We start from the raw sequence: 20,409 nt of genomic DNA on the forward strand, positions 1-20,409 counted from the left end.
TATGTTCAATGACTAGGCAACCATATCGAGTGTGTTCAGGTTTGCATAGCACGCCTCTTCTGCTTCTGCGGGTGGGATGTATCAGATGGGGCCGAGAAGGCGGCGGTTGTTATATCAAGCAACCCATTTGAGGATTTCCCATTCGATTTAGCTCATAGATTTCCACGATCCGATCTGGTTGAGAGCTTCGGTTTTGAAGAGGCCGATGACGCATTCGGCCAAGGCATTATCGTAGGCGTCACCGACGGTGCCGATCGAGAGATCGATCTCGGCTTCAGCCAGGCGTTCGGTGTATATGATCGACAAGTATTGCGAACCGCGATCCGAACGATGGCTCAAGCTCTTGTTATCCGGCGTCTTTCTTTGTCATATCACCTGCTCCAGCGCGTGGAGGACAAACAGTGTCTTGATGGATGTCGAGGTGCGCCAGCCCACGATCCGCCTTGCGAAAACGTCGATGACAAACGCGACGCAAACTGTTCCCGACCATCTGGGCACGCAAGTGAAGTCTGACACCCATAGCTTGTTCGGCCGATCCGCCATGAACAACCAGTTCACCTTGTCGTACGGGCAGAGCAGTGACGTGTCAGGATTGGTTGTGATGACCTTCTTGCCACGGACCACACCTCGGAGGCCCAAACTGTGCATTAAGCGTTCCACGGTGCAGTGGGCAACGTCTTCGCCGGCCCGCTGCAAAACGTGCCAGACCTCCCGCGCGCCGTTGAGCGTGCGGTTGGCATCCCAGGCCGCGTCGATCTTGATGCTAAGGGCGGCGTCCGACTTCGCTCGGGCCGAGGCCACGGCAGGATTGCGCGCAATGGCAGGCCGATCTTTATAAGTCGAATGGGCCAACTGCAGTGCTCTGCAAATTGGCGCGCCCCCATGCACTTCACGGCTTTGCTCAATGGAAGCAATCATTTGCGAAACGGGTGCCCGAGATCGGCCTCGGCAAAATACGCAGACGCCTTCCCTCAGTATCTCATTGGCCTGCCGAAGTTCGCGCACCTCGCGCTCAATTTCCTTGATCCTGACCTTCTCTGCAGCAGTCTGGCCTAGCCGTTCGCCACCATCACGCTGGACTTGGCGGTTCCAAACACGCAGGCTGTCCGGCGAATAACCCAATTTACCCGCGATCGCCGACAGCAACGCAGCTTCGCTTTGATAATCATCGTGGTGTTCCACCGCCAGCCGAACCGCGCGTTCGCGGAACTCTGGGGGATACGGCCTTGAGGTTTTCTTCTTTTGTGCATGTTCCATAACGGGCAATTCTCTGAGAGTTTTGTCCTCCGTTGAACCCGGGGCAGTTCAATCATGAACACCGACCAAGGCTCGCTGTTCACATCCTTCGACTGGACCGAACGGCTGAAGCAGGCCAAGACCAATACCTCCATGGACGACAAAGCCCGCTACTTGGACAACATCTTAATTGCGCGGCTGTGGCGATCCCTGAAATACGAATGCGTTTATCTGCACGTCTGTGAAACCGGGTCCCAAGCCTAGGCGGGTATCGGACCCGGGATCACTTTATACAACCACCAGCGGCCCCACGCCGCCCATGGCGGACAACCACCCGCCCTCGTTTACTTCAACGCAACGCAAACCGATCAGCAGGTGAAGGCAGTAGCTTAAATCATCCCGGAAATCTGTCCGCGAGTTGGGGAGTAGCTCAGAGAACGGGTATTGAGAGAGCTTCAACGCTCGGTTTCGCGATGAATTGCTTAACTGTGAGGTCTTCTACCGCCTGCTCGGGGCCCAGACTCTGATCGAGAAATGGCGCCGCCACCACAACACTGTCAGGCCACAGAGCGCCTTGGGGCACCGCCCTCCAGCGCCAGAAACCACCGCCCCTATGGGCCCGAGGCCCACCATGAGCTGGCATTCGACCCGGGCCGATCAATGGGTGCAGTCCACTAATTTTCAAGATTGGCATATTCTTGAGAAAATCAACGGGAAGAACTTTCAGATTTCATTTCTACGAAGATCCAATAGCTTTGCAACGGCCGCTGCAAAGTCATGCATACTGACGGGCTTCATCAAATTGATGTCCTGCTCTTTCAAACCGTTCCCATGGATGGCTGCTTCGCGAGGATATCCCGACATGAATAGGACAGGCAAATCAGGTCGATTCTCTCTGGCTCGTTTAGCCAGCATCGGGCCTTGCAACGTGCCAGGCATAACAACATCTGTTACAAGCAATTCGATCGATACATCACCAAGGAGGATTTCATACGCTTGATCACCATTGACAGCCACTGTGACCTTATAACCGAGCGACTGAAGCTGCCGAGTCAGCATATCGCGGACGCTCTTTTCATCCTCCGCCAATAAAACGTGGGCAATGCCTCGCGTGAAGGATTTCGGGGACACCGCACGTTCCAGATTCGCCGTTTCCTCGGTTGCCTTGAAATATAGCTTTACCGTCGTGCCAACGCCAAGCTCGCTGTAAATGCGGGCGCTACCGCCAATCTGGGACATAAGGCCATGCACCATGGCAAGTCCCATGCCTGAACCTTGGCCGACGCTCTTGGTGGTGAAGAATGGCTCGAACGCCCGGTCCACAACCTCTCTGGTCATACCGCTACCGGTGTCCGTCACTGCCAGCATCACATAACGTCCAGGTGTGACTAGCTCATTTCGATCATTGATGTAGTCTTCATCTAAACGAATGTTGCGCGTTTCCAACGTCAACTTTCCGCCATCGGGCATGCTGTCACGCGCATTGATAGCCAAATTTAAAATGGCGTTCTCGACTTGTGAGCGGTCGATCATAGTGTTCCACAAACCACCCCAAGCGACCATCTCGATCTGAATCGTTTCAGGAAGAACCCGGCGCAGCATCCTATCGCTAGAAGTCAAGATGTCTGATAAATTGTGAACTTGCGGGCTGAGAATTGCTTTGCGACCATAGGCCAGCAATTGTAATGTCAAGCGGCGGCCTCGTTCTATTGCGTCCTCCATCTCTTTGCAGAACAACTGACCTTCCGACTTGTCATCAATGATCTGAAGTAGCTCCAGATTGCCTTTCAAAACTGCAAGTGTGTTGTTGAAGTCATGCGCAATACCCCCGACTAGCTGCCCAAGTGCCTCAAGTCTCTGGCTGCGCGCCAGTGCCTGCTCTGCTTCGTGCTGCTTTGTTGTATCGAATACAACGCCGGCAATCAATTTTTCCCCATCCGAAAGCCCGTCGATCAGGAAGGTGGTGTCGAGCATCGACCGCCTCACACCGCCTTCTGTTTCAAAGATGTCCTGACGTGAGATGCTGCCACCGTTCGCAATAAGGCGTTCGTCGACCGCTTGCAGTGCCATGGCTGTCTCAGCGCCAAAAATATCCGGTGCCGAGCGCCCGATAAATGTGTCCTTGGTGCATCCTGCATAGGCTGCAGCCAATTCATTGCCGTAGATGTAGGCTCCGTTCAAACCCTTGATAAAGACCGCGGCGGGCATGTTTTCGCACAGGGCATGGAATATCTTCTCTGACCGGTGTGCTTTCGCTTTGGTTTCGGTCAGGTCTGTCACGTCGCGAAGAAAGCCAATAAGGTCTGGGCGGTAAGCTTCCTTCGTAGGCATCCAATGGGCGGAGACGTCAAAATGTTGGTAAGCTCCCTGCGCATTCTTGAGCCGGACCGAAGCGGTAAAATCCCGAGCCTCGGCCATCGCAGCACCTAAGATCTGCTTGTAAGGCGCCAAATCGTCAGGGTGCAAAAGAGCGAAGGTGTCGGAAACGCCAGCGGCCTCCTGAGCGGTATAACCAAGCGTTTTATGAAGCTTCGGCGACCATTGGACGCGATCTTCGCGAACACACCAGTAAAATATGCCCGACGAGACCGCTTCTAACATTTCCCAGTAGTGTTCGGATGCGATCGTTTGTGCAGCGAGGGTTTCGGGTATATTCACGCCAGCTCCTCTCCCCGGACCGGCTCGTGTCGTATTCACAACCGGAATTTAAGGGCAGTTTAAAAAAGCATGCGCGCCGTCGCACTTCGAAGTCAATACTTATCAGATCCAAAGGGCGACAGAGCATGCTATCGCCTCTCCTCTGCATTGAACTGATTGGAGGTCGGTCTTTGCGCCAGAACACATAAGCGACCGGCAACAATGGGCCGAACAACTCGACGTTGGCCTAGGGTCAGGACTCGTTCTCGCATCATAGCCAGAACATGACGGTTGCGGCGAGAGCGACGGCGGATAGGAAGACCTTCGGGCATCTGTCGTAGCGCGTTGCAACTCGCCGCCAGTCCTTGAGGCGCCCGAACATGATCTCGATGCGGTTGCGGCGTTTGTAGCGGCGCTTGTCGTGCCTGATGGGCTTGACGCGCGACTTCCTGCCGGGGATGCAGGGCTTTATCCCTTTGTCCTTCAACGCTTCCCTGAACCAATCAGCGTCATATCCGCGGTCTGCCAGCAACCACTCCGCCTTGGGCAGGCTGCCCAGCAGGGCCGCCGCGCCGGTGTAATCGCTGACCTGGCCTGCGGTCATGAAGAAGCGGATAGGGCGGCCCTCAGCATCGGTAACGGCATGCAACTTGGTGTTCATGCCGCCCTTGGTTCGGCCGATCAGACGGCCCCTCTGGTCGCTTGCCCCCCCTTTTTCGACCGCAGGCTGGTCGCCGTGCGGTGTGCCTTCAAGTAGCTCGCATCGATCATCACCGTATTCGGAACGGCTGCCTCGCAGGACAGGCGATCCATCATCCGGGCGAATACCCCCTTCTCACTCCACCGCTTCCAACGATTGTAGAGGGTCTTCGGCGGGCCATATTCCTTCGGCGCATCGCACCACCACAAGCCATTGCGATTGATGAAGATTATGCCGCTCAACACCCGCCGGTCATCGACCCGCGGTTTGCCGTGGCTCTTGGGAAAGAACGGCTGCAGCCGCGCCATCTGCGCCTCGGTCAGCCAGAAAAGGTGGCGCATCGTTCAGTCTCCTTGCGGAGGCTGAATCATGCTGCAAGGGCAAGATCAATGGGTCCTGACCCTAGCGATGTATGGGCCCAGATGGCGTTTCGGAAAGGAACTATTCAATTGGAACGGGCCGTGCGATGTAGAATCCTTGCAGGAACGAGGCACCCATCAGTTAAAGTTGCTCATACAGTTCTGGCCGATCAACAAATTCGGCAACGGTCATAATACTAAGCACATTTACTGCTTCGATAAAACAGCGCCCTGTCGCCGAGGATAGAGAATCCTTATTTGGTTATTACGCAAACTGGCCTTCGATCCTCAATATGACTAAACTTAAGGAACGCAATTACCCAAATGTTGCACTTCCCGCACCAAAGTCACCCAGTGAAACCTGCACGCTCAAGTCATGTAACTATCCCATATAGGTGGCGGCGTCTGTGTTGAACTGTGTGCCGAGGAAACCCGAGCGAAACCGTCAAATTCCGCAACTGCATCGCACAGAACATGCAATTCTTTGTCCTAGCAAATCTGATGTATTCTAAACTTCCATAGGATGTTGGCCCTATGCATTTAGCTTTAGCAACGGCATACTACTTTGAACTTGGCGTGAAGCCTATTCATAGAGTAATTTAGCCTCCGAGCGAAAAAGCTCCTTCAGTTCTTCCACTGCTATAGGCTTAAAAAGTAGGCGGCCTGAATCCATGCCGCGGGCTTTGGCAATCATTTGTGCGGCAACCGCCGAGGTTATTTCGCCCCCCGTAACAAAACGAATGCGCAGTTGCCTCTTGATTGCCTTGAGTTCCTCAATGACCTCAATCCCATCCAGCTCGGGCATGTTTATGTCCACGATCAACAGTGCGGCCCTTTCTTCGGCTGCGACTTCAGCTGCAAGCTCACGCCCATTTGTGCAAGTGGTCGCTTTCCAGCCCTCCATTTCAGCAACACGGCGCACAAAGCGGGAAAACTCCAGATTGTCGTCGGCTATGTAGACCCTCATTTATGTTTCCTCCCTCGCAAGACCTATAATGAAGCCCCATAAAGGCTTTCACTAAAGAAACCAATCGACCTAAGATACTAGATCTGAGGCGACAGTTGGGTTCAGATTTCCTCGCCTGCGAGAATATGCAAAGCGATCCTCTTCAGGCTTTAGACATTAGTTCGAGACGGCGCGCCAAATCGTCACGTGTAAAAGGCTTGGAAATCAGTTCAACGCCTAAATCTAGCTGGCCGTTATGCACGATGGCGTTCTCGGTATATCCCGACATAAACAGAACCTTGATTCCCGGTGACAGCTTGCGGGCTAGTTCCGCAACGCGTGCTCCGTTCAGCGACCCAGGCAGAACTACATCGGTAAGCAGAATGTCATAGGATTTTGTTTGCAGCAGATCTATGGCGTCTTCGCCGGTCAGTGCCGTATCCACCGAGTAGCCAAGTATAATCAGTGTGCGCTCGGCGTAGCGTAGGATGGCAGTGTCGTCTTCGACCACGAGAATGCGATCTTGCCCGGACGCGGGGCGGCCAAAGACAGGAGCTAATTGGCCGGGATCGGCGGCATGGTCGGCAAGGTCACGGGGGAAATACATCTTGACCGTAGTACCCTGTCCCAATTCGGAGTAAATTTTTACGTGGCCGCCTGATTGCTTGACGAAACCGAATACCATGCTGAGGCCGAGGCCACTGCCCTGACCGACGCCTTTAGTGGTGAAAAAAGGTGTAAATGCCTCACGTATCACATCTCGGGACATGCCCGTGCCTGTGTCAGTGACTGCGACCATCACATATTGGCCAGAAGACACCTCCGAATGTTGCGACGCATATTCAGCGTCAAGTCGCGTATTTGCAGCCTCTATAGTTAGTTTTCCGCCATTGGGCATCGCATCGCGGGCATTAACTGTCAGGTTCAGGAGCGCGTTCTCGAACTGGCCCTGATCGAGACGGGTCTTCCAAAGGCCTCCCGCACCTACTATTTCGATATCTACCTTATCACCAGTAGCGCGCCTTAGGAGCGGATCTAGATCGCGCAGAACAACGTTAAGCGACAGGATTTCTGGCCTGAGTGCCTGCTTTCGAGCGAACGAAAGCAGGCGCGATGTCAGGGTGGCCCCCCGCAGCGCCGCGGTCCGAATTTCGCCAAGAAGTTCAGCCAGATGTGCATTTACTTTCGAGCGGGTGGCATGATCCAAAGCTAACTCGACATTGCCTAAAACAACCGCGAGAATATTGTTGAAATCATGCGCAATCCCGCCCGTTAGCTCGCCGATTGCCTGTAATTTTTGCGAATGCCTTAGATCGGCTTCAACGCTGGCGCGGTTCATAAGGCTGCTGAGCGTATCGGCGAGGATGGTCGCCTCGTTTCTGATCCCAATTCCGCCTTGCAGCAGAAGAAACGCTTTGGCTACATTTCCGATGTGGAGCGGCCATGTCATCAGACCTGAGAGGTCGCAGGCGCCACGTGCAGTTTTTTGCACCGCGGAACGCAAAGTCTCAGTTCGGGAATTCTCAGGTAGCTCCCAAAGGCGCGCAAGCCCACCCTCCAAATGCAGCTGGGAGCCCTTTTCAAACAAAGGTGCCGACTCACCGCTGACTGCCAAGATCATCAGTTTTCCTGCGTCTACGCCAATGATGAATGCGATGGGTCGTTCGCATGCAATCCGCAGCGCGTCGAGCGCATGTCGCAAATGGTCAGGATCCGTAGTGTCTATCTCAGACATCTGACGAACGCCGATCAAAGTGCGCTGCAGAGCCGCAGCGTTCTGTGAAACAAGTTCCTGCGCTGCTCTGCGCCGCTCGATTTCCAAGTCAAGTGCCGCTATCTTTTCTGCAAGTAGGCGAAACCGGCGCGAAAGTTCCGTATCGCCCTTTAAGGCAAGCAGGATGCAGACCTCCCCCGAGCGTCTGACTATACGATGCCCCTTTGCTGTCAGCAATGCGCCGTCCGAACAGCGGCGGAAGCGCGCAATCAACGGACTCGAAACCGTCGCAGCGTCGCTGAGAAAGCGCATAAGGCGGCCATCTTCGGACTCAAGCAGGTCAGTTATCGGAAGGACTTCATCGGACTCGGCGGGTGCATCAAGCATATCCCTTGCCCTAGAACTAGCAAACCGCACCTCATGCGACAGAACGCCCACAACAACGACGGCCTCATCAGTTAAGGCAACGACCTGCGGCAGGGATAGAAGCAAGGACTCGGTCAATTGGGGCAGCTCATACGAATGAACCGAAGAAATCCGTCTCGATGGATTGCGGTTCTTCGTGCCGCTTGAGAAACGAAACTACCACACGGCATCGCGCGTCGCCACGCGCAATAGCCTCTTTGATTCCGACGCGCGCATAGCCACGGTTTTCTGCCGAGATGTGGCCAAACACATTCGCCGTCATCCGGCAAAGGGATGGGCGTCCGATCACTATGTCTCCGAACGGGCAGGAAGAATTAACCAGAGTGATCATCTGGTCGTCCGCTTGCTCGATTGAAAATCCGCCGCCGATACGTTTCTTTAGATGCACTAGCGCGGCTGCGACTTGGTCATTGTTAAGTCGTTCGGTGCCGTAGGCAGTGCGGTACTCTCCGTTTAAAGCTCGCCCGATCAAGAGTCCGACATGGTTCACGTAGGCTGAGGCCTCCTGCACGCCGACCGTGTCTTCAAGGATTCCGGCAAGCTCCCGGATAAGCGAACGCATGAAGGCGTCCTTGGTTAGCCCTGGTGCCGGGTAGACCGTATCGAGATCAACTTCCATGAGACACCTATTTAGTAAACGGCTTTGTTACAGGATGACACCCACTTCGTCATCAAAACACTCCTTCAGACGTTGGTCAATTGCTGGTGTGCGGTCGAAGTGACGCCAGTGAAATCTGTAATGTGGGCGCACTAGCTAGGCACCTTTTCACGTCTCGTAAGGCGTTTTCCCATTGAGGGCGCCATGTGGTCTGGCCAGATTGTAGAGCTCCTCCCACTCGCCCAGTTTGTCGTTCAGACCGACATCATAATTGTAGCTTGAGAAGCTGGTAGAACTCTTGCTCATCAGATATGTGGGATCGTTCAACCGTGCCGTTAAGTTGCGGCAAACTGGGCTTGATCTACGCGTGACGGATGCCTTTGTATTCGACATGCCAGTGGAATTTCGCTTGGAACCCATGGCCGTTGTCGGTGCGAATTTCCTGAATGCGGAACGGAAAAGCTGCGCTCACGTGATACACGAAATTTATGGCATTGGCCTGGTTTTGGCGTTCGTATCTTCAGGGCGCGGATCCGTGTCGCATGATCAATCGCCTTGCATTGAAAACGCCGAGTCTTTGGCACCTGATTTGTCTATGAACGTCAGTAACTTGACGTCCATCTAATTTTATGCCCAAGAACCTGCTTGTTATGGCGCTTGGTGTGGATTTTGCGCACCCAGGTGCCACCCGGCAGGCGGTTCACACCATTGCGCTTAAGGATGCGATACACGTCGGCCATCGAGATTTTGAGCCCTGATAGCGCTCGAGATACCAAACAATGCGGATTGGCCCGAGGTGATAATCGCGGCGTAGAAGGAGGACTTTCTCCGTAACCGCCTCTGGCGTCCGGTTCGGATGGTTGTGCGGAACCGATCTCTTGTCGGCCAGCCCCACCTCACCATGATCTGCCAAGGCATGACGCCATCGATAGAAGCTGGCTTTCCAAATTCCGAACTATCGACACGTCTTGCTGACGTCACCTCACGCCGCAGTGTGATCCAAAATGCGCAGCTTGCGCCGGATTTCCTATCTGTCTTTGGCCATCGAACCCACCCCTCCACTCCAAAACGGAGATTAGAGAACGTGTCTCGCTGAAAAGTGTCTTGCTGCATCGATAGATCCTACAATAACGGATATTTATATCGAGAGGCTGAGTGCCCAGACGCCGGTGGTGGCGGTGTATCGACGCCCACTGTCACGCGGCCTGCAGGACTTGCTTCAGCGCGCTTAGGCTTTGGTGGCTTAGTTGATCGAGTGTGCTGAACTGCTCAGCAAGGCTTTCACGTGCCGCGGTCGTAGCGGCTGTTTCGATATTACGCAATTGGTGACAGAGCGCATCCATCGTCAGCATACCCGCTGCACCCGCCCCGCGATGGGCGGCCTTTGACAGGTCATCCAGGTTCCCTGCCTTCAGGGCATTTGTGCAGACGGCCAGTGTGCTTTGCATATCAGACGTGAATTTCTCCAACATCTTTTCAAGCTCTGACACGCCGATCACTTGGATCAGCTCACCCAGTCTTTCAAGATCCAGCAATCCAACCAAGTCTGGTTGTCTGGTGGACGCGCCCGACCTGGTACCGCCGCTGGCCAGTTTTTGCATCAGCTCATCCAGCGTCGCCATCCGGACGGGCTTGATCACCACATCGGTCATGCCGACATCGCAAAGCACCTGCACGCGGTCAGGCGAGGCTTGCGCAGTCAGGGCAATAACCGGCGTGTCACCCAAAAGGCCGTTGTCGATCAGGTGGCGCGTGGCCGTCACACCATCCATGTGCGGCATCGAGATGTCCATCAGGATGATGTCGAACCGCTGCCGCTGCACGGCGGCAATCGCTTTGATCCCGTCCGATGCAATGACAACGCTGTGGCCCAGCCGCTTCATCTGCCGGTCCATCAGATTGCTGTTGATTTCGTTATCTTCGGCCAGAAGGATGGTCAGCGGCCTGTGCACGGCAGCTGGCGCGCTTTCCACACGAACCACACCCGTGGACTGCGATTGAAGTTCAGCTTCGAAGGTCACTGTAAAGCATGTGCCCTCGCCCACGCGGCTTTCAACCTTGATGGTGCCGCCCATCGCCTCGGCAGACAGCTTTGCAATGCCAAGCCCAAGCCCGGTGCCCTCTTGCATCCGAGAATAGGAACTGTCGAGTGTCTCAAAATTGCGGAAAATCCGCTCTAGATCCGCCTCGGGGCTGCCTATGCCGGTGTCTCGGATCAGCAGGGTGAAACGGCGTTTTTGCGGCGCGTCGGCAGGCATATCCATCAACACAACGTCAATCGCACCATCACGCGTGAACTTGAGCGCATTGGACAGCAGGTTGCTGAGAATCCGGCGCAGCAGCGGCAGGGGCGCGCGCACCATGCAGGCTGGCGCATCTTCGGGCGAGAGCGTCAGCGCATTGCCGCGATCAAGCGCGAGTGATTGATAAATTTTAACCTGTTCGCGCACCATTTCGTTCACACAAAAATCGGTCAACGGAAACTCGTTGGCATCGCTTGCAGAAAGCCGCGTCAGTTCAAGGATATTGTTGACCTGTTCAAGTGCTGCCAGCCCGCAGGATTTCAGGATGCCCACCAACCAAGCCTGTGGCGCGTCAAGCGTTGTCGTGGTCTCCAACAGGTCGGTGGCGGATATGAGGCCGCTGAGCGGTGTGCGCATCTCGTGGCTCATTACAGCAAGGAAACGATCCTTCACTTCTTCGCCTTTGCGGGCAAGCTCTCCTACAAGCGCCAACTGACGTTCACGTTCCAACTGCTGCGACATATCACGCAGAAATGCGATTCTAAGCTTGTCGCCGGTGCCGGTCGTGACATCAGCGATGGCGACTTCCACCGGCACAGTGTCACCGTTGCGGCAACGGCATTGCATCCGGGCGCTGCGACCGGGTCCAGACGGCGCGCCCTCTGCGGCGACCAGGATGTCAGACAGCGAGGTCGGGTCGCTTGGTGTGATCGCGCACCCCAGCATGACTTGGCCGGCGGTATTGGCCCCAATAACCATGTCGTTGGCGTTGACGATCAACACCGCGTCAGGAGCGGATTCGATGGTGGCACGCAGGTTTTGAACGGCCAACTCAAGGATGCGCGCATAACCTCGGCGCACTTCGGGAGCGGACATTCAACGCTGCTTGCGCAGCCGCACTTGGTTTGATCAACAGTAAGGGTGGGCCCTTTCCGCGATCAGAGACGCAGGCACGCATAGGGGTTGATCGCAGAATCCCTGATTGACTTGCCCCCAATCAGACATAACCCGGCGCCGGCGACCGCGGTCGCCAGGCTGCTTCGTCATCGGATGAATTGATGGGTTCGGTTTTGCGTTGATAAGTTTAGTGGCCCTGCTCGGAGCAAGATCAGGTTCGTCGAACGTCATGAATATTCGGTAAACTTTAGAGAATTTGCGAGAAGGGTTCTACCCAAGGCTGAATCTCGGACGGCCCATCTGCATTTCGAGGACATGAACGATGCAGCGCATAGCCCCGCGTTGGTGCCGTTCTTGATGCGCCTGCTCCCTGACTTTGGAGGCTGGGGACATCGCCCTCTCCAGACGGCAGTTAATAAATCCTTCACAAAGAAGGCGCCCTCGTCCAATCAAGGACATCACCTTGCCTTATGGACAGATGCTCCCGCAATGCCCAACGCCGAACAATACTCAAAAATGCCACGCCGATCACTCCAATATCCCCTGCTGCCAGCAGCCACGGGAACGTGTCACATGGGTCAAATCTCAATGAAAATTATGCCCCTACCTGGGTAACTTCTGAGTGGACATCAACAGGGTGATGGCAACTTCGCCCCCTTGCAGCATTGGGAAAGCCGCAAGTTTCGCAAGATCGATGCGGCCGGCGCCGTCGCCATCATCCTCGCCATGCTGTGGAGGTGGCAGATTGGGTGATTGTCAGAGAGGCTGCGCCCAAATCGCCCTAAGACTACCCTAAGGCTAGATCGGTAAAGGCCCCGCCATTGCGCGGGGTCTTTCGTTTTCTGCCGATTACGCGCGCGCGGGATGGACTTTTAACACAGGGGTCTATCAAATCTTTGGCGGTCTGACCCAAAGGGACTGTATGGGGAGCCTTCTTGCGACAAACTGCAGCATTTCAAGGCAACAGCGAGAGAGGCGCGCAAAGGGGGCAGGCAATCTTTGTGCATTTAAATATTCGTTAACCCTAGATGGCTAAGGTTAGCCCCACGACGTGCAGTTTTCAAATCCGCGATTCAAAGATGCTCCGAAAATGCAAGATTTGATTTAGCGCAAAGCAGACTGCCAAAGGGATGCTTACCACGACAAGCGTAGCAGTATCGCCACTGTCGGATTCGATGCTTGAGGTTGAAATGTCAGAGCATACAGACTTCCTAAAATGCCTTATCGGCCTCGTTGAATACGCAGAGGGTAACAACCTCATTGAAGCAGCGCTTGCCCTAGGTGCGGCTGCGGAAATCATCATGCCAACAATATCCGCCATGAACTGCACGAGCGATGGACTCCCTCCAGTCCCTAACAAAGTGTTGAATCTTTCTGACTACAGGCGGCGATAAGCTTTGCCTCGCCTCGGCCCGCGCATGTTGACGGAAGTTGACTTCCTGACACGCGCGTAACCTCAGAAAACTTCAGTTTCGCAAGGTGACGCGCAAAATTGGTCGCATCCGCAAATCCATGCAGGGTATCGATCAAGCCATGGGGACCGGAAGTCGCAGGGATATCGACAATCCGCGCCAACAGCGCCGCGGGCACGCCCGTCTTTTTGCGCTGAAACATTGCCGTGAACGGTATCTCGGACCCCGAGAGCAATACCCCCCGCCAACGATACTCGCCATTCGGGTCAGGATCGGAACCCGCTTCGTCAACGATGGCAAGCAGGGCTTTGATCTGGCGTGCATCGGGATCACGCCGGAAGCCGTCGAGAGCCAGCAGCCCATCATAGCTGCGGGTGCCGAGCTGATCGAGGCCGGTCTTTGCTGCGCTCCAAGGCGTCAGATTGCGGGGATCGCCACCACAACTTTCCGCGATACGCAACAAAAGCGACTTACCCACGCCGGAGGTGACTATCAGCGCCTGCTGGAAGATGCCCGGAGCGGCCGCTTCGATATCGTCGTCGCCGAGAGTATTGACCGCATCTCCCGCGATCAGGAACACATTGCGGCCTTCTACAAGCAACTGCGCTTCCTCGGCATTGCCATCGTCACAGTATCTGAAGGCGAGATCAACGAGTTGCACATCGGACTGAAGGGCACGATGTCGGCGCTTTACCTTAAGGATCTCGCCCAGAAGACGCACCGCGGCCTCGAGGGCCGGGTCCGAGGCGGCAAATCGGCAGGCGGCATCAGCTATGGCTACCTTGTGAAGCGCGAACTGCGCGCCGATGGCAGCGTCACCACCGGCGAACGCGAGATTGCTGTGGATGAGGCGCAGATCGTAACCCGAATTTTCCGCGACTATGAAGCTGGGCTGTCCGCCCGGGCGATCGCTTCTGCGCTGAACATGGAAGGGGTGCCCTCTCCCGACAGTGCAAAAGGCGATGGCACTTGGGGGCCATCAACGATTTCTGGCAACTGGAAGCGCGGCACCGGCATTCTGAACAATGAACTCTATATTGGCAGGTTGGTTTGGAACCGACAGAGTTTTGTGAAGGATCCGCAGACCGGAAAGCGTCAGGCCCGTCCGAACCCAGCCGAGCAATGGATCCTTGAAGACGTTCCCGACTTGCGGATCATCGATGATGACCTCTGGGAACAGGTCAAGATACGCCAAGGCGCCATCCGTGCCGACATGAATCCGGCGGGCGTTCAGTCCACCCGGCCCCGACCAGAGAACGCGCGCCGCCCAGCTTACCTGTTCGCGGGACTGGTGAAGTGCGGCTGCTGCGGAGCGAGCTACACGCTGATCAACAAGACCCGCTACGGCTGCGCCGCGACCCGTAACAAGGGCGACAAAGTTTGCACCAACCGGGCAACCATCCTGCGCGAAGAGGTCGAAGCCCGAGTGCTGAACGGGCTGCGCGAGTCTCTGCTGCATCCTGACCTCATCGCCGCCTTCGTGGAAGAATACCGCCGGGCCTTCAACGCCACGGCAGCTGATAGCACCGCCGACCGCGACAAGGCGCAGCGAGATCTCGCGAAGGTGGAGAAGAAGATTGCGGGCATTCTCGCCGCAATCGAGGATGGCATGTATCATGCATCGATGAAGGTGAAGATGGCGACTTTAGAGGAGGAGAAGCAGGCGCTGACACGATTCTTGGAAATCAGCCCTGAGCCCCCTGCCCTGCGGTTGCATCCGCGCATGTCTGACCTCTACCGCCAAAAGATCGCCGATCTGGCCGCAGCGCTGAACAGCCCATCGCTGAAGCTTCAAGCCACGGCACTGCTGCGAGGGCTGGTTACTGAGGTGCGTCTTGTGCCAGAATTGGATGCCCCGGGCGGGCATCAGATTGAACTTGTTGGGGATTTGGCCGGGATCCTCGGCCTCGGGGGCTTGGATATGACAAAGCCCCCGCGCATGCAGGGGCCTAAGTCGGAAACGATGGTTGCGGGGGCAGGATTTGAACCTGCGGCCTTCAGGTCATGAGCCAAAACCCAAGCGATTCCAATAGCTTAGGCATTTCAGGCACCTACGCGACAAGCCTTTGATTTTGCGGATTTTCCGTCTCCACACTCACGGACATTGGCATGTTTTCACCGTGACCATCCGCGCAAACTCGGCGTATGCGCGTTGACATGGCGTTGACATGAGAACTTTCTGATCATGCATCGTAAGCAATCTTGCACCCCGAAAATCGCCTCCCCGCGCGCCTTCTTCACCCTTTGTTCTCTTATCCACAGCTTCCGTCTGTTCCCCCTATTGCTCCGAATCGCGACCAGGTGCAGCTTGCACGTATGGGGAGAGCAGTCCTCAACCAAAAGCACAACAGGTCGTATCACCCGGCATACAAGGTCGAAGAAGGCGCTTTGGCGTCCTGACCTCTTGTACCGTGATTTTCCTTTTTTGCCCACAAAAACAAGGCCAGAAGGCGGTGCAGACACGTTTCTTCCTCTGGCCCAATTGAGGAAGGATTCAACGTGGCTTTGCCTCCGCGCGTGTTTTTCACGCTCAACGAAACTTCAGTCCGCTGGGACTGTTCGATTGCCGATATCGCGGGCTGGGCCGCAGCGGGCAAGCTGAAGATCAGGACTGGGATCGCCCTTGTTCTCTGCGGCACCGTCCCAGTTGCCGGTTGCGTAATCCTGTCTGCGATGGAGTTGTTGCCCTTGTTCCGGCGCAACGGCACCGGCCCCTCTGAGGGAATGATGCGGCGGATCATGCCGCCAGACAGCACGGAATGGCTCATAATCACGGAGCCTGCTGGCGGGATCGCTGTCGCTGTGGCCGACATGCTGATCCTGGCGGAGGATGTCTCCGCGTTTGAGGATGAAAACGATATGGTCCGCAAGCCATGGCTCTCGACGCAACCGAGAACAATCAGCAGCTAGTAAAGGCTGGCAAAGTCTGGCAGCTTCAATTTACACATTTCGAGAAGGAGCAGGTCCATGTCGGACCCTATTCTCACTTTGCCAGAGGTCGCGGTTTTGTTGAAGGTTGCAGAGAAGACCGTGTACACGATGGCACGGAATGGCCAGATTCCGGCCTTCAAGGTTCGAGGTCAGTGGCGCTTCAAGTATGACGATATTGATGGCTGGATCGATGAACAGAAAGCATCCGTAAAAGCCAACCTTGGGAAAGGTGCTTTGGATGTCTGAGCAGTTCTTTGAAAAACCGATCCTGAATTCCCCTTATGCGTACCCGGGCAGGCATTGGGAACTTGATCCGGATGGTCAGCCCACGAACCGCATTCTGGACAACCGGCGGCGTTCGGATCTCATCACGCCCGTTCCAAAGACCAAGAAGCAGCGTCAGAACACGAAGCAGGCTTCCCTATTGCTTGGTGCCAATGACGATCTTTCGACGACCGATCAGGAATACAACCCAACCCCGATCATCAACGAGGTTCGGGGCTATGTCGAAACTTGGCGCAGCCTGCCGAACCCCGATCAATGGCTGGTGACGCCAGAGACAGCCCGTCTGCTGCAACACTGGCGGCACCACAAGTTCGAGGGCATCCGTCCGTTCTTCTGCCAGATCGAAGCTGTGGAAACCGCCATATGGCTGACGGAACTGGCCCCCAAGATGGGGCCGCGCGTCGCCAAGTTCTGGGCCCACATCAAAGGGGCGAACGAACAGGCGAACCCCGAACTGATGCGTCTTGCGCTGAAACTCGCGACGGGGGCGGGCAAGACCACGGTCATGGCAATGCTGATCGCCTGGCAAACCGTCAATGCCGTGCGCCACCCGAACAGCAAGGCGTTTTCGAGCCGGTTCCTGATCGTCTCCCCCGGCATCACCATTCGCGACCGCCTGCGTGTTCTGATGCCCAACGACCCCGAAAGCTACTATCGCAGCCGCGAGATCACCCCGCCCGATATGCTGCGCGATATCCAGAGCGCCAAGATCGTCATCACCAACTATCACGCATTTAAGCTGCGCGAAAAGCTGGTGATTGCAAAAGGCACACGCCAGGCTCTTGAGGGCTGGCGCGGCGACAAGGTCCAGACGCTTGAAACCGAAGGCGAGATGATCCAGCGCGTCATGGGCGACCTGATGGGCCAGAAGAACATCGTCGTGATGAATGACGAGGCACATCATTGCTATCGTGAGCGCGCGCAGGATGCATTTGGCGACACCGAGGATGATCTGAAGGGCGACGACAAGAGCGAAGCCAAAGAGAACAACGAAGCAGCCCGCATGTGGATTTCGGGCTTGGAAGCCGTGAAGCGCAAGCTGGGCATCAGCCTGGTCTACGATCTGTCCGCAACCCCGTTCTTCCTGCGTGGCTCCGGGTATATTGAGGGCACGCTGTTCCCGTGGACGATGTCGGACTTCTCCCTGATGGATGCCATCGAATGTGGCATCGTGAAGTTGCCGCGCGTGCCGGTGGCCGACAATATCCCCGGCGGCGACACGCCGAAGTTTCGCAATCTTTGGGAGTTTATTGGCAAGAAGCTCCCCAAAAAAGGTCGGGTCGCGGGAAAGGCGCTCGATCCGTTCAGTTTGCCTGTCGAATTATTGACCGCGCTGGAGGCCCTCTACGGTCACTACGAAAAGACCTTCCATCTTTGGCGAGAGGAGGGCATTGGCGTCCCTCCGGTGTTCATCGTTGTCTGCAACAACACGGCCACGTCGGAACTCATCTACAAGTACGTTTCAGGTTTTGACCGGGTCAGCGATGATGGCACCGAAACCACGCTGGAAAACGGTCGTCTCGCCCTGTTCCGGAACTATGATGATTTCGGCAACCGGATGCCGCGCCCCAACACAATCCTGATCGACTCTGCACAACTCGAATCTGGCGAGGCGCTGGACAAGGATTTCCGTGAGATGGCCGCGACGGAAATCGAGCAGTTCAAGCGCGAGATGATCGAACGCACGGGCGATATTCACGCGGGCGACAGCATCGACGAATCCACCCTGTTGCGGGAGGTGATGAACACCGTCGGCAAGAGGGGCAAGCTGGGCGAACAGATTCGCTGCGTCGTATCAGTCTCGATGCTGACCGAAGGCTGGGATGCCAACACCGTCACCCACGTCCTGGGTGTGCGGGCTTTCGGAACCCAACTGCTGTGCGAGCAGGTCGTCGGCCGTGCGCTGCGCCGCCAGTCGTATGAACTGAACGACGAAGGTCTGTTCAACGTCGAATACGCAGATGTCCTCGGCATCCCCTTCGATTTCGCCTCCAAACCGGTGGTTTCACCCCCGGCCAAGCCGCGCGAAACTATCCGCGTCCATGCCGTCAAACCCGACCGTGATGCACTGGAAATCACCTTCCCCCGTGTGGAAGGCTATCGCGTTGAACTGCCCGATGAACGGCTCGAGGCGAACTTCGGCCCCGACCACGTCCTCGAATTGACCCCGCAGCTACTCGGTCCCTCTACCACCACCAACCAAGGCATCATCGGCGAGGGCGTCGACCTCACGCTGGAGCAGCCCGATGACCTGCGCGGCTCCACCATCATGTTCCGCCTGGCGCGGCACCTTCTATACCGCAAATTCCGCGATCCGGGCGAGGCACCAAAGCTTCACCTTTTTGGACAGCTGAAACGCATCACCCGCCAATGGATCGACGGAGGCTATCTGAAATGCACCGGCGGCACACATCCGGGTCAGGTGCTTTACCCTGAAATCGCTGAGATGGCCGCCGAACGGATCAAGGCTGCCATCACTGAAACGCTGCAAGGCGACCGCCCGGTCAAGGCGATCCTTGACGCTTACAATCCCACCGGCTCGACCGCATTCGTGAATTTCACTACATCCAAGGAGCTGCGCTGGCAGACGGCGTCGAACAAATCCCACGTCAACTGGGAGGTCTGCGACAGCGATTGGGAGGCCGAGTTCGCGCGCGTCGCCGAAGCCCACCCCCGCGTGCTGTCCTACGTCAAGAACCAGGGGCTTGGGCTGGAAGTGCCTTACCTCATGGGATCTACCCCGCGAAAATACCTGCCAGACTTCATCGTGCAGGTCGACGATGGCCGTGTAACCGCCGAAGGCGAACCCGACCCGTTGAACCTGATCGTCGAGGTTAAGGGCTACCGGGGAGAGGATGCCAAGGACAAGGCCAATACCATGCGCAGCTACTGGGTGCCGGGCGTCAACAACCTGGAGAAGTTCGGGCGCTGGGCGTTCACCGAGTTCACGGCGGTCTACGAGATGGAAGCGGAATTTGCCAAGCTTCTATCCCAATATTCAAGTGAGGCGGTCCAATGAAATCACCAGTGTTCAAACCCGACCAGCGTGAAGCGCAAATTAGATTCTTTAGTCAGATTGATCCGGCAAATCTGATGGAAGGATATCCGTACCGCTTGATCGATCGCGCTCGCTCGCTGAATCTGAACCCAGTGTTCTCTGAAGATATCGAGCAGCACTTTGCTGGCGATGCAGCTCGGAATGGAAGCACGATTGTATGGCACCAGCACAGCAATCACGCACTTTCGTCTCAGGTTTGCTGCGTCAACTTTCTGGCGCCACTAATGCGCCAACCCGAACTGCTTTCACGAGTTTTGGCGAGTGCGTTGGGAGTTGAACCCCCAGAAATGCAACCTGTCGGAACCGATGCCAAAGGGCGGGATCTATTCGTGGACTTCGAATGGACCGGCGAAAGCGACTATTTGGGCGAATGGCCAAAGGGGAAGATCGCATCGCGAGGCGCGAACGCGACAAGCGCCGATGCAGCAGTTCGGTATCGTGATTCAAGTGGCCTGTGCACTGTGCTTATCGAGTGGAAGTACACCGAATCCTATGGTGCCCCCATCCCAGATAGTGCCAACCCAGAGGGTGGCAACCGAACCCGTGTGAAACGCTACCAGGACAAGACTTTTGAACCTGATGGTCCGATCAGGAGCGACCTCGGGCTAACGGTCGAGGATTTCTTCTGGGAACCGTTCTATCAACTAGTGCGCCAGCAGATGTTGGCTTGGCGGATGCAGCAGGCGCGCGAGAGTGGCGCGGATCGCGTGATGGTTCTGCATATCTCGCCAAAGGGCAATCTGGCGCTGCACAAGGTTACGGCGCCCAACTTGCAAAGATTTGGCAGCGATGCTTTCGAAGTTTTTTCGCGCCTTTTGGTCGAGCCAGGCAATTTCCGCAGCGCGTCAATTGAGGCTGCATTCCTTCCGACTCTGCAAAAGGCAGCAGTGGACGGACTTGGTCGGGAGTGGGCGACATACTTGCTTGAACGCTACACGTTCCTGCGCGATCACGATCAATGACGGGC

The 20,409-nt window shown here is 56.0% G+C and carries 12 protein-coding genes, 4 pseudogenes and 1 other annotated feature; of the genes and pseudogenes, 7 read left to right on the plus strand and 9 right to left on the minus strand.

The genetic code is table 11. The features are described 5' to 3' along the window. Positions 1 to 12: 12 nt before the first annotated feature. Positions 13 to 1,257 (minus strand): annotated as a pseudogene (locus tag ACFOGH_RS19935) (IS3 family transposase). After that, positions 845 to 960, minus strand: a sequence feature (AL1L pseudoknot). It overlaps the preceding pseudogene by 116 nt. Before the next feature lie 54 nt (positions 1,258 to 1,311). Between ACFOGH_RS19935 and ACFOGH_RS19940 the strand changes: the two are divergent. Together ACFOGH_RS19940 and ACFOGH_RS19945 are read left to right on the plus strand one after the other, a co-directional pair. Further along, entirely contained in the window at positions 1,312 to 1,500 is a 189-nt protein-coding gene (locus tag ACFOGH_RS19940; protein ID WP_380074958.1) for a hypothetical protein, read from the plus strand. Positions 1,501 to 1,651: 151 nt separating this feature from the next. Continuing rightward, a pseudogene (locus ACFOGH_RS19945) lies at positions 1,652 to 1,870 on the plus strand (integrase core domain-containing protein); the annotation flags it as partial. Positions 1,871 to 1,959: 89 nt separating this feature from the next. On the opposite strand, the gene ACFOGH_RS19950 reads toward ACFOGH_RS19945, so the two are convergent. The 8 genes and pseudogenes from ACFOGH_RS19950 to ACFOGH_RS19985 form a co-directional block, all read right to left on the minus strand. Then, positions 1,960 to 3,894 carry a PAS domain S-box protein gene (locus tag ACFOGH_RS19950; protein ID WP_380074959.1) on the minus strand — a complete coding sequence of 645 codons (1,935 nt, stop codon included), beginning with the start codon at positions 3,892 to 3,894 and terminating at the stop codon, positions 1,960 to 1,962. 250 nt (positions 3,895 to 4,144) lie between these two features. Next, a pseudogene (locus ACFOGH_RS19955) lies at positions 4,145 to 4,914 on the minus strand (IS5 family transposase). A 601-nt stretch (positions 4,915 to 5,515) separates the two neighbouring features. Continuing rightward, positions 5,516 to 5,899 carry a response regulator gene (locus tag ACFOGH_RS19960; protein ID WP_380074960.1) on the minus strand — a complete coding sequence of 128 codons (384 nt, stop codon included), beginning with the start codon at positions 5,897 to 5,899 and terminating at the stop codon, positions 5,516 to 5,518. Positions 5,900 to 6,041: 142 nt separating this feature from the next. Further along, positions 6,042 to 7,979, minus strand: a complete 1,938-nt coding sequence (locus tag ACFOGH_RS19965; protein WP_380074961.1) for an ATP-binding protein — start codon at positions 7,977 to 7,979, stop codon at positions 6,042 to 6,044. 127 nt (positions 7,980 to 8,106) lie between these two features. Further along, the gene (locus tag ACFOGH_RS19970; protein WP_380074962.1) at positions 8,107 to 8,637 is read right to left on the minus strand and encodes a methanogen output domain 1-containing protein; all 531 of its coding nucleotides are present in this window, start codon (positions 8,635 to 8,637) and stop codon (positions 8,107 to 8,109) included. A gap of 147 nt (positions 8,638 to 8,784) precedes the next feature. Beyond that, a pseudogene (locus ACFOGH_RS19975) lies at positions 8,785 to 9,640 on the minus strand (helix-turn-helix domain-containing protein). 172 nt (positions 9,641 to 9,812) lie between these two features. Then, the gene (locus tag ACFOGH_RS19980; RefSeq protein WP_380074963.1) at positions 9,813 to 11,735 is read right to left on the minus strand and encodes an ATP-binding protein; all 1,923 of its coding nucleotides are present in this window, start codon (positions 11,733 to 11,735) and stop codon (positions 9,813 to 9,815) included. A gap of 1,374 nt (positions 11,736 to 13,109) precedes the next feature. Further along, positions 13,110 to 13,646, minus strand: coding sequence for a hypothetical protein (locus ACFOGH_RS19985; RefSeq protein WP_380074973.1), 537 nt, complete (start codon positions 13,644 to 13,646; stop codon positions 13,110 to 13,112). Between ACFOGH_RS19985 and ACFOGH_RS19990 the strand changes: the two genes are divergently transcribed. The 5 genes from ACFOGH_RS19990 to ACFOGH_RS20010 all read left to right on the plus strand — a co-directional run bounded on the left by ACFOGH_RS19990 (position 13,599) and on the right by ACFOGH_RS20010 (position 20,404). Further along, positions 13,599 to 15,176, plus strand: a complete 1,578-nt coding sequence (locus tag ACFOGH_RS19990; RefSeq protein WP_380074974.1) for a recombinase family protein — start codon at positions 13,599 to 13,601, stop codon at positions 15,174 to 15,176. The genes ACFOGH_RS19985 and ACFOGH_RS19990 overlap by 48 nt on opposite strands. 509 nt (positions 15,177 to 15,685) lie before the next feature. Continuing rightward, positions 15,686 to 16,078: a hypothetical protein gene (locus ACFOGH_RS19995; RefSeq protein ID WP_380074964.1), complete on the plus strand. Its 393-nt coding sequence runs from the start codon at positions 15,686 to 15,688 to the stop codon at positions 16,076 to 16,078. A gap of 57 nt (positions 16,079 to 16,135) precedes the next feature. Further along, positions 16,136 to 16,345, plus strand: a complete 210-nt coding sequence (locus ACFOGH_RS20000; RefSeq protein ID WP_380074965.1) for a helix-turn-helix domain-containing protein — start codon at positions 16,136 to 16,138, stop codon at positions 16,343 to 16,345. Further along, on the plus strand, positions 16,338 to 19,403 hold the full coding sequence (locus ACFOGH_RS20005) for a BPTD_3080 family restriction endonuclease (RefSeq protein ID WP_380074966.1): 3,066 nt from the start codon (positions 16,338 to 16,340) through the stop codon (positions 19,401 to 19,403). The genes ACFOGH_RS20000 and ACFOGH_RS20005 overlap by 8 nt, the downstream gene beginning before the upstream one ends. Next, on the plus strand, positions 19,400 to 20,404 hold the full coding sequence (locus ACFOGH_RS20010) for a PGN_0703 family putative restriction endonuclease (protein ID WP_380074967.1): 1,005 nt from the start codon (positions 19,400 to 19,402) through the stop codon (positions 20,402 to 20,404). The genes ACFOGH_RS20005 and ACFOGH_RS20010 overlap by 4 nt, the downstream gene beginning before the upstream one ends. The last annotated feature ends 5 nt before the right edge of the window (positions 20,405 to 20,409 follow it).

Origin of the sequence: Cypionkella sinensis, from assembly GCF_042646385.1 — a bacterium.
In the GTDB taxonomy this organism is placed as follows: Bacteria; Pseudomonadota; Alphaproteobacteria; order Rhodobacterales; family Rhodobacteraceae; genus Cypionkella; species Cypionkella sinensis.

Coding starts and splice junctions, on each gene's coding strand:
- ACFOGH_RS20000 (WP_380074965.1), top strand. CDS start 16,136: ATGTCGGACCCTATTCTCACTTTGCCAGAGGTCGCGGTTTTGTTGAAG.
- ACFOGH_RS20005 (WP_380074966.1), top strand. CDS start 16,338: ATGTCTGAGCAGTTCTTTGAAAAACCGATCCTGAATTCCCCTTATGCG.
- ACFOGH_RS19960 (WP_380074960.1), bottom strand. CDS start 5,899: ATGAGGGTCTACATAGCCGACGACAATCTGGAGTTTTCCCGCTTTGTG.
- ACFOGH_RS19940 (WP_380074958.1), top strand. CDS start 1,312: ATGAACACCGACCAAGGCTCGCTGTTCACATCCTTCGACTGGACCGAA.
- ACFOGH_RS20010 (WP_380074967.1), top strand. CDS start 19,400: ATGAAATCACCAGTGTTCAAACCCGACCAGCGTGAAGCGCAAATTAGA.
- ACFOGH_RS19965 (WP_380074961.1), bottom strand. CDS start 7,979: ATGCTTGATGCACCCGCCGAGTCCGATGAAGTCCTTCCGATAACTGAC.
- ACFOGH_RS19980 (WP_380074963.1), bottom strand. CDS start 11,735: ATGTCCGCTCCCGAAGTGCGCCGAGGTTATGCGCGCATCCTTGAGTTG.
- ACFOGH_RS19970 (WP_380074962.1), bottom strand. CDS start 8,637: ATGGAAGTTGATCTCGATACGGTCTACCCGGCACCAGGGCTAACCAAG.